Annotated in this window: 13 protein-coding genes; 6 read left to right on the top strand and 7 right to left on the bottom strand. The window is 46.6% G+C overall.

The genetic code is table 11. The features are described from left to right. Window positions 1-58 precede the first annotated feature (58 nt). Window positions 59-1,360, bottom strand: coding sequence for an ABC transporter substrate-binding protein (locus MKX40_RS22045; protein ID WP_339236160.1), 1,302 nt, complete (start codon window positions 1,358-1,360; stop codon window positions 59-61). A gap of 180 nt (window positions 1,361-1,540) precedes the next feature. Here MKX40_RS22045 and MKX40_RS22040 point away from each other — a divergent pair, with 180 nt between their 5' ends. Next, complete coding sequence (locus MKX40_RS22040) at window positions 1,541-3,418, top strand: histidine kinase (protein ID WP_339236155.1); 1,878 nt, start codon at window positions 1,541-1,543, stop codon at window positions 3,416-3,418. Window positions 3,419-3,420: 2 nt separating this feature from the next. After that, on the top strand, window positions 3,421-4,230 hold the full coding sequence (locus tag MKX40_RS22035) for a response regulator (RefSeq protein ID WP_339236152.1): 810 nt from the start codon (window positions 3,421-3,423) through the stop codon (window positions 4,228-4,230). Here the strand turns inward: MKX40_RS22035 and MKX40_RS22030 are convergent, their stop codons facing one another. From MKX40_RS22030 to nirB, 4 genes are all read right to left on the bottom strand, one after another. Then, window positions 4,231-4,860 carry an HD family hydrolase gene (locus MKX40_RS22030; RefSeq protein ID WP_210108944.1) on the bottom strand — a complete coding sequence of 210 codons (630 nt, stop codon included), beginning with the start codon at window positions 4,858-4,860 and terminating at the stop codon, window positions 4,231-4,233. It lies immediately after the preceding gene. 244 nt (window positions 4,861-5,104) lie between these two features. Then, window positions 5,105-5,887 (bottom strand): formate/nitrite transporter family protein, encoded by a 783-nt coding sequence (locus tag MKX40_RS22025; protein ID WP_339236147.1) that lies wholly within the window; start codon window positions 5,885-5,887, stop codon window positions 5,105-5,107. A gap of 49 nt (window positions 5,888-5,936) precedes the next feature. Next, window positions 5,937-6,263, bottom strand: a complete 327-nt coding sequence (gene nirD, locus MKX40_RS22020) for a nitrite reductase small subunit NirD (protein WP_339236145.1) — start codon at window positions 6,261-6,263, stop codon at window positions 5,937-5,939. Window positions 6,264-6,321: 58 nt separating this feature from the next. Further along, window positions 6,322-8,751, bottom strand: coding sequence for a nitrite reductase large subunit NirB (nirB, locus tag MKX40_RS22015; RefSeq protein ID WP_339236143.1), 2,430 nt, complete (start codon window positions 8,749-8,751; stop codon window positions 6,322-6,324). A 276-nt stretch (window positions 8,752-9,027) separates the two neighbouring features. On the opposite strand from nirB, the gene MKX40_RS22010 reads away from it, so the two are divergent. Then, on the top strand, window positions 9,028-9,735 hold the full coding sequence (locus tag MKX40_RS22010; RefSeq protein ID WP_339236141.1) for a metal-dependent hydrolase: 708 nt from the start codon (window positions 9,028-9,030) through the stop codon (window positions 9,733-9,735). Between the two features lie 242 nt (window positions 9,736-9,977). Here the strand turns inward: MKX40_RS22010 and MKX40_RS22005 are convergent, their stop codons facing one another. Beyond that, window positions 9,978-10,301: a hypothetical protein gene (locus tag MKX40_RS22005; RefSeq protein WP_339236139.1), complete on the bottom strand. Its 324-nt coding sequence runs from the start codon at window positions 10,299-10,301 to the stop codon at window positions 9,978-9,980. Window positions 10,302-10,481: 180 nt separating this feature from the next. Next, window positions 10,482-11,555: a M42 family metallopeptidase gene (locus tag MKX40_RS22000; protein WP_339236137.1), complete on the bottom strand. Its 1,074-nt coding sequence runs from the start codon at window positions 11,553-11,555 to the stop codon at window positions 10,482-10,484. A 694-nt stretch (window positions 11,556-12,249) separates the two neighbouring features. Here MKX40_RS22000 and spoVAC point away from each other — a divergent pair. From spoVAC to spoVAE, 3 genes are read left to right on the top strand one after another with little or no spacing between them, the layout of a single operon-like run. Further along, complete coding sequence (spoVAC, locus tag MKX40_RS21995; RefSeq protein ID WP_145324195.1) at window positions 12,250-12,702, top strand: stage V sporulation protein AC; 453 nt, start codon at window positions 12,250-12,252, stop codon at window positions 12,700-12,702. Further along, entirely contained in the window at window positions 12,699-13,715 is a 1,017-nt protein-coding gene (gene spoVAD, locus MKX40_RS21990; protein ID WP_339236134.1) for a stage V sporulation protein AD, read from the top strand. Before spoVAC ends, spoVAD begins: the two co-directional genes overlap by 4 nt. 4 nt (window positions 13,716-13,719) lie before the next feature. Next, on the top strand, window positions 13,720-14,070 hold the full coding sequence (spoVAE, locus tag MKX40_RS21985) for a stage V sporulation protein AE (protein ID WP_091028336.1): 351 nt from the start codon (window positions 13,720-13,722) through the stop codon (window positions 14,068-14,070). Window positions 14,071-14,162: the final 92 nt, after the last annotated feature.

Below are 14,162 nucleotides of genomic sequence, written 5' to 3'. Positions count from 1 at the left end.
CAAATGCCCGCTACATGTAACACTGTTCAGCATGTATGTTTATCTGCAATTTGTGCTATTACTGCCACTTCTCATCTTTCAGCACTTTGGCTTGTTCAGCACGGCGTTTATCAATGTTTTGCAGAATCTGATCCGGTGTCATGGCTCCGGCGAACATGCCCGACAAGTCTTTGCCAATATCCATCCATTGTGGATCTATATATTTCACAGCGGCCTGCATGACCGTACCTTTTTCATGATTTTTCTCATAATCAATGTAATCCTGTGTCAGCTTTGGTTCGATTTCCGGCCAGCAAATGGTCAGATTACCTTCACCTTCATCGAACACACGTTGCAGATGATCATGCTCGGTAATCCAGCGGAAGAATTTCAGCACTTCTTCGGGGTGTTTACTGTTTTTGTTACCGAACATCGCAGCAGAACCGCCCGGATTCACACCAATCGTCTGATTATCTCCCCACGGCATCACGAAGAACCCCATATTGTCTTTCATTGCCGGATACGCTTCGGAGACTTCCTTTTCAGTCCCTGGAACCCGCAGCAACATCGCTGCTTTCTCCTGACCAAACGCTTCAATTCCCGCTTCTACCGTGTTGGACAAGAAGTCTTTGCCGAAATAGCCGAGATCCGCAAATTCCTTCAATTGTTCAATGACCGTTTTGAGTTGCGTCATATCAGCGACTTTCATCTCATTGTTGTTTAGTTTTTCGTAGGTTCCCGCTGTCGTTTGCTCATAGTTAGGCCCTGTTTCGAACAAAGGCAGAACCTGATACCACCCGCTGGCGGGTGCCTGATAGAACGGAATAATGTCTTTATCCTTAATTTTCTGGCTGATCTCCTTGAATTCGGCATAGGATGTAGGAGGCTCTATACCGAGCTCTTGGAAGATACGTTTGTTATAGTACACATACCAGATTTTCGTTGGCGCAAAAGAAACCCCGTACACCTTGTCATTGTGACTGACCGTTGGCAAAATCTCTTCGGACATCCGACCTGTGAATTCCTCATTGGTGAGGTCAATGGCATTTTCCTCCGGTCTTACGTTAGCCGGCATACTCAGTGGGTCCACATCGACATTGAAAATGTCAGGTGCTTCGCCAGAGGCCAGCTTCACCTTGATCAGGTCACGCCACTGTGCGTCAGGTACGACCTGAAAGTCAATTTTGACACCGGTCTCCTGCTCATATTCCTTGGCCATCGTCTGCATGATGCCTGTACGCGGAATACCGGATTGGCTGGTTCCAAACGTAAGTGTAACCTTACCCGAACCTTCCGTACTTTTACCTGAGTTGCACCCGGCAAGCAGCAGAGTGGAGAGCAGGAGCACACTTGCGAGCAAAAAAAGAAATCGTTTTCTCATCATTGAACCTCCCGAAATATAAAGAAAATTATTACTTGCCGAAACGCTTTATGTAAGCGTATTCTTATGTGGATAACTTTACTGTGAACAGCGAATACGCTCAATAGACAAAAGCGTTCTGTTGGGTGGACATTTTCGAATGGTGCGACAGATATCATCATAGGACGAGGTGTGTGAGGATTGCGGTATCGATTTGGAACGCTTCAGCAAAGTCTGTTTGCCTATTACTCTGCGGTATTTATTGTCTTTTCGCTCATTGTGGCAGGACTCCTGTATGTTTTTCTTGCGAGTGACATCCGTCATCGAAGTGAAGAACAGCAGCGACAACTGGCGGTATCAATCGTCAGTAATCTGGATCAGGAAGTCGTGAAAATGAACAACTTTTCCATGAATATTGTGTACTCCAATCTGGTCAAAGAACACTTCAGCCACTACTTGGCACCAGCGGAAGACAGTGAGCAGACACTGACGAGTGATCCGGCATTGTATAAGGATACAACCACACTAATTGATGTCATTCTGGCGATTATCAGCAGCTCCAATACCGCCAAGCAGGCCAATATCTATGATGTGAACGGCAAGATGCTGGGAGCGGGGGCATTCAACGGTCAACTATCGGTGGACCTGACTCAGCGACCGTGGTACAAGGAAACCTGGGAGCGGAGTGGCTGGCGGGTGATCCAATTGTTACAGGGGGGAGCTTTGCCCATGCCAACAGGTCAGGGGAAGTCAGATCAACCGTACATTTCCCTTACCCGGGTATACAAAGATGGCAATTATGTTAGCCAGGGCGTCGTTGAGATTTTGCAGGATGCCGGAACCCTGTTCCAGCATTTGAATGATTTGCAGGCAAGTAACGAGAATCTTCGCATTTATGTGATAGATGAGCAAAATACACGGCTGTATCCACTTACTTCGGATGGTGATGATTCACAGGCAGCCCACTTCGATGATGTGGACTTGATTCAGAATCTTTCATTTCCACCGGATACGATGCAGGAGATCACTGACCCTTTGAATGATTCCAAACAGATGATGACGTATATGACGTCACAGGAGACAGGATGGACCGTTGTTGTCATGCAGTCCAAACAGTCCCTTTTTGCGAGTCTCAACCGGATGGCTGTGATGTTTATTGGTGCCACGTTAGCTACGTTGATGCTGATTCTGGTTCTCTCGTATCTGATTTCCAAAAGGGTCACTTTACCTTTGCATCGCTTGCAGCGCATTATTCAGAAAACGGGTGAGAACGATCTGATATCCGGTCAGGATTCGGCGCATTTGTTCAAGCTGGAGCATCCGGGTTCCATCCGGGAGATGGATGAGCTGAATGATACGTTTATTCGGTTGAATCAACAGCTTGTGCAATCTTTTCAGGACAGACTGGCAATGAAATCCCAAGAGACAGAGGCAAGATTACTCGCGCTTCAGTCCCAGATGAACCCGCATTTTCTCTACAACAACATTACGAATATCAGCATCATGGCGGAGGAAGGGATGAATGAGCAGATTGTCGCGTTCTGTGGTCATATCGCGTCCATGCTTCGTTATATCTCTACTCCTGGTAAAAACGGGGTTCCACTGTCTCAAGAACTGGATTATTGTGAGCGATACCTGGAGTGTATGAAGATTCGGTTTGAAGATGATCTGCACTACGAGTTTCATATTCCGGAAGAGATGCAGCATATTCAGGTTCCGATGCTGATGGTACAACCACTACTGGAAAATGCCATAAAATATGGACTGGGTGATACCCCTCCATGGCAACTGAATATTACTGGGGATATGGATGCAGTACAGCAGACCTGGCAGATCCATGTGGAAGACAACGGGCCTGGCATGGAACCTGAGGCACTTGCCAAGATCATGCAGTACATCGAACAGTCACAGGAGTGGGAGCGTATGCCGGAACTCGAAATTAACGGAATGGGACTTAAGAATATATGGGTCCGATTGAAATTATGGTATGGCCCGGCAGCCTACATGCAGATTACGAACAAGCCTTCCGGCGGTGTCCAGATTACAATAGGTGGTTCCATTGGAAAGGAGCATGGCTAACCATGACAATCAAATATAGAACGATTATTGTGGAAGATGAAGCCCTGATTCGCCGGAATGTCTCGCGCAAATTCAGAGAGCTGGACACCCGGTTCGAGGTGATTGGTGAAGCGAGGAATGGTCAGGAAGCGTTACAGCTCATTGAACATTCCGTACCTGATCTGGTTATAACGGATATACAGATGCCGGTGATGAATGGATTGGAACTCGCCAAACATCTGTACTTTGCCTATCCGCATGTCAAAATAGTCATTCTGAGTGGATATCATGAGTTTGAATATGCCCGGCAGGCGATCAGCTACAAGGTGGAGGATTATCTCCTCAAGCCATTGTCCGAAGAACAACTTCGTTCACTGCTGGATGCGATGGAATTGAAGCTTGGGAGCGCTGTGGATTCGCTTGCCCATGTCAGTGCCGTGCTGGATGAGCAGGTGAAGCCGGAGGATATCGCAGAGGCTGTTAAGCTGTATTTGAAGCAGAATTATATGCATGAGATTACACTTCAGGACATGGCGGGACAGATGCATTTTAGTGTGGACTATCTAGGAAAGTGTTTTAAGAAAGTAACGGGGGAGACTCCGCTGAAATATATGACAGGTCTGCGAATCAATGAAGCGAAACGTATGCTTGTCACCCATGAGAATATGGATATCAAGACGATTGGTGGAGCGGTAGGGTATAGTGATTCCCACTATTTCAGCAGGATCTTCAAAAACAAAACTGGCATGTACCCTAGCGAGTACCGACTGCAATTGCAGGAACGAAAAAAAGCCCTGTCCATGGATAAGGAGAACCATGTTGACTTGAGCTGATTACTGAGCCAGAGCTTCTTCGGTTATTTTACGAATATCAAACGGGGAGCGAATGCCTTCTTCAATCATGTCGGGGAGAATCTGTTCCAGGAAATATTGCACACAGTGGAGGTCGATATTTTTGATTTTGACCAAGGCATAACGGTACATGACGATAAATTCTTTCTCCGTATTTCCACGTTGGAGTTCGGCAAAAGCTTCGTATACCTGATCCATCTTGTCTGCGACTTCCAGAATCAGTCCTTCGACCGATTGGTCTTTGCCCTCACGCAGCTGTCTGCGGAAAATAGGCTGGAACTCTTCAGGAATATTTTCATTAATAAAATGTTCAACCATGCCTTCTTCCACTTTTTGCAGCATCGAACGCAGCTCCAGTGAATAATGTTTGACGGGTGTTTTGATATCACCGATGAAGATTTCGCCATAATCATGACTGCTCGTAATTTCGTATAACTTCTTCCAATCCACGGTGACGCCATGCTGCTCCTCAATATCTGCAAGTGTTTTGGCGTATTGTACCACTTTCCAGGAATGAGCGGAGACGCTGTGTTCTTCGAATTTGAATTTGCCAGGTGTACGAATAATACGTTCAAGATCATTCAGAGACCTGAAGTACGTATGGATTCCCATATAAGCGATCATCCTTTGCTTGATTGAGTATAAGTGTGAGTATCCATCGACTATACACCAGTTATGTCAACTGTGGATTAAAGCGGATAGCGACGAAGGTAAAATGCAGTTTTAATTTTTTATAGAAGGACGAGAGCATGAAAAGAGAACTATACGAGAGAGTACGCAGCTTATCGATATACCTTAAAAGCCACGATGTGACTGAACGTAAGTTCGGCATCCATCGTGGCAGTTGAATGAAGAATTATGATTTTTTACGTACCGGTGAAGTATACCAGTAAGCCATTCCGACAAAGAGGGCGCCGCCGATGATATTACCAAGCGTTACCGGAATCATGTTGTGGAACCAGCCTGCCAGTGTAATGGTATCCGGGTGGTTTGGCAACAGCCAGGACAGGGAAAGCAAAGTCATATTGGCCACACTGTGCTCATACCCACTTGCAATAAAGGCGTACAGACACCACCAGATAAGCGCAATTTTGGCGATATCCTCTTTGGTGCGAGCAGCCATCCAGATCGCCAGACAGACCAGCCAGTTACAGAGAATGCCGCGGAAGAACAACTCCGATACGGGAGCGGCCATCTTTTTGGCAGAAGCGACGAATAACAGATGTTCAGGTGCAGCCATTTTGAACAGGCCGCTACCTACAATAAGCAGGCTGAGCAGGATCGCACCTAACAAGTTGCCGAGGAAGACGAGTCCCCAGTTTTTCAGTGTATCTTTAACTGTGGTCCGGCCCGCGAGTGTGCTCATGGTGAAAAACATGTTGTTGCCTGTAAATAGTTCCGATCCGGCAAAGATAACCAGCGTGAGCGCGAGTCCGAAGGACATGCCCATCAACATGGTTTGCAGTGGTGACTGTGCTGCAAGGAGCGGAGCACCGATACTGAAGATCAGCACGATGCCAAGTCCTACATAGGCACCCGCCATTAAGGCGGCAACCATGTAGCGTGAAAGGTTGGAGTTCATCTGATCCCTTTTTTTAACTGCAGCTTCAATAATTCCCTCAACACTTGGTGTATACATCACGGTTTCCCCCATTATTTTGCATCAATCTATGAACGTTTCAATGGAGCTATATCTCAATCCAGACCTGGCCGTTCTCTACCTTCACCGGATACATCTGCACTTGACCATTGTCCGGTGCTTGCACAACACCTGTAGTGAGGTCGATTTTCCAATCATACAGCGGATCGTACAGATAATGTCCTGACACGATGCCTTCTGCCAGTGGACCACCTTTGGGGTGGGGGTTGTGATTATCCGCAGCGAAGATCGTACCATCCGATGCACGAAAGACAGCAAGCTGACGGTTCTGAATCTCAACGACTCTTCCGATTCGCGGCAGGAATTCTTCAACTACTCCGGCAGGGAAGTAGGTGGCTGATTGTTTTGTCGTCATCTTAAACCACTCCTTTTATCTATTTAACGTTCTGATCGTGTTGATCATGCGGGATTGCTTATGGACGAGCCGATACTTCGATGCCGTGGAACATTTTGCTTTGGCCTTCCTCATTGCGAATCGCTTTTTGCCAAGGTTCTTCGACATGTTCAAGTGCGAATTCAATCCGCTCCATCAATGCTTTACGTTCTTCGAGATTATCGACGACAACCGAACGAATATGCTCCAGACCCATGCGTTCCACCCACTCCGAAGTCCGTTCCAGATAGTTACCTGTCTCGCGGTAATATTGCATGATAGCTCCGCACAGTTCAATCAACTCTTCATCTGTTTTCACTTTGCACAGGGAATCAGCAAGTCTTGCTTTAATACCGCCGTTACCGCCGATGAATATTTCCCAGCCGCCGTCGTTACCAACGATACCGATATCTTTGGTACATGCCTCTGCACAGTTCCGTGGACAGCCATTGACAGCGTATTTGAACTTGGCAGGCAGATCCAGACGTTCGAATTTCCGTTCAATGCGAGCACCCATCGCCATGGAATCCTGTGTACCGAATCGGCAGAATTGGGAGCCGACACATGTTTTGACCGTGCGCAGCGATTTGGCGTATGCATAACCTGAAGGCATATCGAGTTCAGCCCAAACTTTGGTCAGATCTTCTTTTTTGACACCAATCAAGTCGAGGCGCTGGCCGCCGGTAACTTTGACTGCTTTCACATCATATTTGACTGAAACGTCAGCAATGCGTTTGAGATCCGCTGGTGTAGTCACCCCGCCATACATCCGCGGTACGACCGTATACGTTCCATCCTTTTGAATATTGGCGTTCATGCGTTCGTTAACAAAGCGTGATTCCTTCTCGTCTTCATGCGTGTCCGGTGCAATCATGCCAAGATAATAGTTGATTGCCGGGCGACATTTGGAACAACCTTCAGGCTGACTCCATCCGAGTACATTCATGACTTCTTTGGTCGTTTGTAATCCTTTTGCACGAATCTCGGCTACAATCTCATCCCGTCCCATGGAAGTACATCCGCATATGCCCTGTTTGGCTCCACTGCTGAAGCTGTCTCCAAGCACATATTGCAGAATCTGTTCCACAACCGGCTTACATCCACCGCAAGAGCGTGTTGCACCCGTACAGGCTTTGATTTCATCTACAGTAGTGAGGCCCTGGTTGGTAATGACATCAACAATCGTTCCTTTAGTGACCCCGTTACATCCACAGACGATTTCGTCTTCGGGCATCGTTTCAACAGAGGTTGTTTTCTTATGACCGCCGCAACCTGTACCCATGAGTGAGCTATACAGTTCTTCAGTCATTTCAGTCTGATGTTTGATTAACTTCTGCAATTCGGCAGAATCCGTAATGTCACCGAATAGAACAGCACCAACCATTTTATTATCGCGGAGCAGAATTTTTTTGTAGGTCCGTTTCCAGTCGTCTTTATGCGAAATGACGGTGTGCTCCGGACTGTCGATGAATTCACCAGTTGAAAAGACGTCCACACCCGAAATTTTCAATTTCGTTGATACTACAGAGCCTTCATACGGAGCGGTCTCCACACCGCAGATATGTTTCGCGAGAATCATGCCTTGCTCGAACAATGGGGCAACGAGGCCGTAGCATACCCCTCGGTGCTCTGTACATTCCCCAACCGAATAGACATTCTCAAGGGAAGTCTGCATGTAGTCATTCACAACAATACCCCGGTTCACTTCCATACCGCTTTCACGGGCTACAGCTGTATTCGGTTTGATCCCTACAGCCATGACCACGAAGTCAACATTCAGTACGGAATCATCGGCAAAACGAATGCCTTCAACCCGTTCACCGCCAAGCAGTTCGGAAGTCTGTGCGCCCATTTTGAACCGGATACCCTGACGCTCCAATTCTGCCTTTAACATGGCTGAAGCTTGCGGATCAAGCTGACGCTCCATCAGATCTTCCATCAGATGTACTACGGTAACCTCCATGCCAAGTTGTACCAGACCTTTGGCCGCTTCAAGACCCAGCAGTCCGCCCCCGATCACGGCCGCTCGTTTGTACTGTTTAGCAGCGTCGAGCATGACGTTACAATCGGCGATATCACGGAAACCAACGACACCTTCTTTGTCATGCCCCGGTACGGGGAGAATGAAGGAGTTGGAGCCTGTTGCAATGATAATTTTGTCATAAGGAAAGCGAGTTCCATCCTCCGTAATGACCTCAAGTGTATCCGAATCAATTCGGGCTACAGTTGTTCCAGTATGGAGTGTAATACCATAATCTTCATACCAGTGGAGATCATTCAGCACGATGTCATCCAGTGTTTTACTGCCTTCCAGTACATATGACAACATAATGCGGTTGTAGTTAGGATAGGGCTCTGTGCCAAAAACGGTAATATCAAATCGCGTAGTTAATTTCAAAATTTGTTCGACGGTACTGATTCCTGCCATACCGTTACCAATGATAACGAGTTTCTCTTTTTTTCCGTTCATGTGTGTATGCCTCCTTGAATAGACGCTGTACATTACCTGCAATTTTAGTGGTTTATATTTGAAATTATACAAGGTGTTGACGATAATTTATGTGATTTAATTCACTAATAAAGATAGAAGAGTCATAAATTTAATAGTGTGAGCCCCATCACAGAAAGTGATATTTATTTTTATATAAATAAGAAATACGAACTATTGTTCTTGTTTTGGTTTCGTTGTACTATCAAAAGTGGGCTATGTATGTTCCCTATTTCTTCGAAAGGACGTTTTTGCATCATGATGGGAAGATCCCACCTGATTATCGGGACAGGCGTTTCGCTATCTGTACTTCAATTGGCTGGTATGCCGGTGACTGCACCCGCAGTTACGGTTGCTCTGATTGGTTCGTTATTGCCTGACATCGATGAGCCGAATTCGCTGCTGGTATCGAGAGCCTTGCCTAACAGTCTCATCAGGCTGTTACAGACCGTTCTTTTGCCGACAGCTGTGTTTGTGTACTTCTATGTTCATGCCAAACCATGGAACCTGCTGCTTGCAATTCTCATTGCACTCGTGTCATTCCTGCCTTCGCGTTCTCTTCGCAAAGTGTTGATGTTCACCATTGGACTCGGCCTGGTGTTCTACGGCCACGCATTTGCTCCGTGGAATCTGATTGCAGGCAGCCTGCTTATGCTGTGCACCACACTAACGCATAGGGGGTTGACGCATACCTTGTATGGAACTGCGGTCTGGGCTGGTTTACTTTACAGCACCTCGCAACAGCAGGGGCCGGAAATCTGGGTAGCAGGAGGTACGGCGTATGCCATGCACCTGTTGGCCGATTCATTAACCAATCGTGGCATTCGTCCGTTACCACCGCTCAAGTGGCGCATACGAGCCAATCTGATGAGCACAGGAACCAAACATGGAGCCGTTGTAGAGAATGTCTGCATTGTGCTTACCCTTATTTTGGCGTGGTTTGCGTTCTCGCCATTATTTCTGTAATGATACATAAAATGCCAGTCCGGTGAATCGGATTGGCATTTTGATGTGTTCATTTTCTCCAGATGCTGCGATTTTTACTGTTAGGACTTACAATAAGATCAGGTTGAAGTAGGTGAGCCAGTGAGTGTTCCGATGTCAGTAGAGCCATAAACAAATAAAACAACAAGAATAAGCACAATTAACAGTTCGGCAAACCCGGTTCCGTCAAACTCGGACATGATGTCCACCTCATTTCTTGGCGATTAGGAATTGATTCTCTGTTGAAATGCCTGTATAACATCATTCAGCGTCATATCGCCGCCGGTTTCATCCAGGAATTGTACCAGTTTGTCTGAATTGGAGGGTGTGACCTTTTGAAGTGTTTTATATTGACCAACCAATTCCACAACCAATGTAGCCTCACGAAACAACGTGACAGCATCCACTCTCAACTTTCCGCTCACCAATAGCGCTGCTACAATCAATTCGAGATTTTTTCCCTTGAGGTTTCCATTAAGGAGGGTATTAGCAGCGTTTGGTTTTTTGTTAGAACCTTTATTCGATTTTCCGTTTCTTCCCACTGCCATAACAGGTCCCCCACTGGTTGGTGTTTGGTTATTGATCTTCCATTATCGTATATCTTATGTGGCATTCTCCATAATGTTCGACCTATTAATCTAGTTGATTAAACCAAAAAAAGAGACATCCCGGTCTGACGGGACATCTCTTTCAGGCATAATTATTTAAGTGTTTTCCATGTAACTGAACTACGCGTTATCAATAATGGTATTCATCGTTGTCCGATCAAGACCTTTAACGAGTTTTACAATCAATTCTTTGGCCGCATCGTAGTCATCCGTATGAATGATGGAAGAAGAGGTATGGATATAACGTGCACAGATCCCAATCACTGTTGAGGGCACACCAATGCCGCTCAGGTGAACTTGGCCTGCATCAGTACCGCCTGGTGAGATGAAATACTGCATTTTGATCTGATTCGATGAAGCCGTATCTTGAACATATTCCACCATTCCGCGATGAGTGAACATACCCGGGTCAAAAATACGAAGTAATGCTCCTTCTCCGATATGTCCAAATGACTGTTTGTCACCTGTCATATCATTCGCCGCGCTACAGTCAAGCGCGAAGAAGATATCAGGCTGAATCAGATTGGCCGCCGTACGTGCACCACGAAGCCCCAGTTCTTCCTGAACCGTTGCACCAGCATAAAGTGTGTTTGGCAGTTTTTCCTTGTGTAACGCTTCAACCAGTTCAAGTGCAAGACCTACGCCGTAACGATTATCCCACGCTTTGGCCATGATTTTTTTCGGGTTTGCCATCGGCGTGAATTCACAGATTGGCACAATCTGCATCCCTGGATGAATGCCCCAGGATTCTGCTTCGGCACGGTTGTCTGCTCCAATATCGAGATACATGGAATTCAAATCAACAGGTTTGTTCCGCTGGGACTCGTCCAGCAAGTGTGTAGGTGTGGAACCAACAACTCCGGTAATCCGACGGTCAGGTGTAATGATTTCCAATCGTTGAGAAAGTACAGCCTGACTCCACCATCCACCCAGTGGACGGAATTTGATCATACCTGTTTCGGTAATGCCCGTAGTCATGAAACCAACTTCGTCAAAGTGTCCGGCAACCATAACTTTAGGACCGGATTCCTCTCCCCGTAAAACACCAAATAGACTCCCTAGGCGATCCTGGACGAACTCATCCGTATAAGCGGAAAGCTGCTCTTTCATCCAGCCGCGAAGCTCACGTTCAAAACCGGATGCGGAGGGAAACTCCGTCAACGTGCGAAACATATCCATCGTTTTTTCATTCATGTGTCAACAACTCCTCTGTTGGTATGTATTTCAGGTCACAGTAGAACGGCTACCCGCCTGTTGTCCTTTTAGATGTAGTTCAAAATCAGACTTTTTTGAACACGCATCTGATTATGCGGAGGACTTGTTATTTAACCACTGGTCACATTACAGTATGAACCTTGCGCAAGTGATTGTCCATGTTTATGTCACGTATTTAAGGCATGTTATGGGCGCTTGTCTTACGCATGTTTCATGATTTTATCCGCGGTAGCCGCAGACCTGGAGCTACTTCAATGAATATGAATATACAGAGGGGATGTCATCATTTTGTGAAGTTTATATACTCAATATTTCCTTGTCTCATACAGGAAGGAGCTAACTATCCAATGAAGCCTCCGGAAGAGGGCACGGAAAAAGTACTGTTCATCGTTCTTTTTATCTTGCTCGTGATTGTTCTTCTTTATTTATAGAACGTATCTATGAGCCTTCAAATCCGGCGGATCTCCAACCTGTTTCCACCGTATGATCTTGTTGGAAACATATGCTGTCTGTCGCCGGATACATAACCTTCCGATGATTAACAAACACTGAATATAAGATTATACACATTGGCATTCAGCCGTAGCTTTGAACCATTTTGACATAGAGGAGGTCTTGCATCTTGCCAGCTCAATCTGCATCTGGAAGCGAAAAAAAAACGTCGTCCCTGTCCATGGATGAAAAGGAGTACAAAAAAGTTGCGAAAAAACATGAACCGCCTCGTCCAATCCTGAAGAACTGCCTCAAGGCATTTCTGGTTGGAGGTACCGTCTGCTTGATAGGACAGGCCATTCAAGAGGCTTTCATGGCCGGTTTCGACATGACATCGAAGGAAGCTTCCAATCCTACGGTGGCGGTCATGATTCTCATATCCGTTATTCTGACTTGTCTTGGGGTATACGATAAAATGGCTCAATGGGCAGGAGCAGGAACGGCTGTGCCGGTAACCGGATTTGCCAATTCCATGTGCTCTGCTGCACTTGAACATCGTGCTGAAGGGTTGGTACTTGGGGTTGGGGCCAACATGTTCAAACTTGCTGGTTCCGTTATTGTGTTTGGTGTCGTGGCAGCATTTGTTGTAGGCATCGTGTACGCCTTTTTGGGATTTGGAGGTGGACACCTGTGAAGCGATTGGGTCGCCAAACGTGGCAATTTGAGAATCGTCCGCGAATTATCGGCAAGGCGGCAGTAGTAGGACCAGATGAAGGCAAAGGTCCCTTGTCATCAGATTTTGATTACATCTATGACAACCTTGAGATCGGTGAGAAGACGTGGGAGAAGGGAGAACGCAAACTGCTCGAACAGGCTTCCCAACTCGCTTTGATTAATGCAAACATCACCAAGGAAGAGCTACACTTTTTTGTTGGTGGAGATCTGATGAATCAGATTATCAGCAGTTCATTTTCAGCGAGAAAATTGGGTGTGCCTTACCTTGGTGTCTTCGGAGCTTGTTCAACTTCTATGGAAACGTTGGCGCTGGCATCCATGATTGTGGACTCGGGAGCTGGCGATTATGTCCTTGCAGGTACGGTCAGTCACAACTGCACGGTTGAGAAGCAATTTCGTTATCCGACGGAGTATGGCTCTCAGAAGCCGCCTTATGCGCAATATACCGTTACGGGTTCAGGGTGTGGTGTGGTGTCCCGTACGGGTGATGGTCCAGTAGTGACCAAGGCTACCATTGGTAGGATCATGGATTTGGGAATCAAAGATCCCTTCAACATGGGTTCAGCGATGGCACCGGCAGCCGCCGACACCCTGATCTCTCATTTCAGGGATACAGGACTGGAGCCTGGTTATTACGATCTTATTGTGACCGGGGATCTGGCTTCTGTCGGTCTGCCGATTACCAAAGAGCTTTTGCAAAAAGAAGGTCTCCCCATGGAACAGACAGTGTTCAATGATTGCGGATTGATGATCTATGATCGGGAGAAACAGCCTTATGTTGTTGCAGGAGGAAGTGGCTGCGGATGTTCTGCCACGGTAACCTACGGTCACATTTTGAATCGGATGCAGAAGGGTGATCTCAAACGGGTACTCGTTGTGGCTACGGGTGCACTCTTGTCACCGCTCTCGTATCAGCAGGGTGAAACTATTCCTTGTATCGCACATGCCGTAGCTATAGAGAAGGAGGGTTAATGGAATGCAGTTCTTGTGGGCATTTATCGTTGGCGGTTTGATCTGTGTTGTAGGACAGCTTCTAATGGATGGTGTCAAACTTACACCGGCACATACCATGAGTACACTTGTTGTGGCAGGTGCGGTTGCGGATGCACTCGGTCTTTATGATCCGTTGGTTAAGTTTGCAGGTGCAGGTGCTTCTGTTCCTATAACAAGTTTCGGTAACTCCTTGGTACATGGAGCATTGACTGAACTTGAGAAAGAGGGTTGGATCGGAGTGATCACCGGGATCTTTGATCTGACAGCGGCGGGAATATCGTCAGCGATCATCTTTTCTTTTTTGGCGGCATTGGTGGTTCGTCCAAAAGGCTAACTTCATATGACAAATTCACTTGAACCTGATTTTGATTCACCAAAGGCTTCGGATTACTTCTATCCGGGCCTTTTTTGTCGTATTCATGCGTG

This window comes from Paenibacillus sp. FSL R5-0517, from assembly GCF_037974355.1.
Taxonomy (GTDB): Bacteria; Bacillota; Bacilli; order Paenibacillales; family Paenibacillaceae; genus Paenibacillus.
This window is presented reverse-complemented; position numbering and strand designations above follow the sequence as displayed.

Bases quoted from the DNA above. Each gene is read 5' to 3' on its own strand.
- MKX40_RS22045 (WP_339236160.1), bottom strand. From the start codon at position 1,360: ATGAGAAAACGATTTCTTTTTTTGCTCGCAAGTGTGCTCCTGCTCTCC.
- MKX40_RS22035 (WP_339236152.1), top strand. From the start codon at position 3,421: ATGACAATCAAATATAGAACGATTATTGTGGAAGATGAAGCCCTGATT.
- MKX40_RS22030 (WP_210108944.1), bottom strand. From the start codon at position 4,860: ATGGGAATCCATACGTACTTCAGGTCTCTGAATGATCTTGAACGTATT.
- MKX40_RS22025 (WP_339236147.1), bottom strand. From the start codon at position 5,887: ATGTATACACCAAGTGTTGAGGGAATTATTGAAGCTGCAGTTAAAAAA.
- nirD (WP_339236145.1), bottom strand. From the start codon at position 6,263: ATGACGACAAAACAATCAGCCACCTACTTCCCTGCCGGAGTAGTTGAA.
- nirB (WP_339236143.1), bottom strand. From the start codon at position 8,751: ATGAACGGAAAAAAAGAGAAACTCGTTATCATTGGTAACGGTATGGCA.
- MKX40_RS22010 (WP_339236141.1), top strand. From the start codon at position 9,028: ATGATGGGAAGATCCCACCTGATTATCGGGACAGGCGTTTCGCTATCT.
- MKX40_RS22005 (WP_339236139.1), bottom strand. From the start codon at position 10,301: ATGGCAGTGGGAAGAAACGGAAAATCGAATAAAGGTTCTAACAAAAAA.
- MKX40_RS22000 (WP_339236137.1), bottom strand. From the start codon at position 11,555: ATGAATGAAAAAACGATGGATATGTTTCGCACGTTGACGGAGTTTCCC.
- spoVAC (WP_145324195.1), top strand. From the start codon at position 12,250: ATGGATGAAAAGGAGTACAAAAAAGTTGCGAAAAAACATGAACCGCCT.
- spoVAE (WP_091028336.1), top strand. From the start codon at position 13,720: ATGCAGTTCTTGTGGGCATTTATCGTTGGCGGTTTGATCTGTGTTGTA.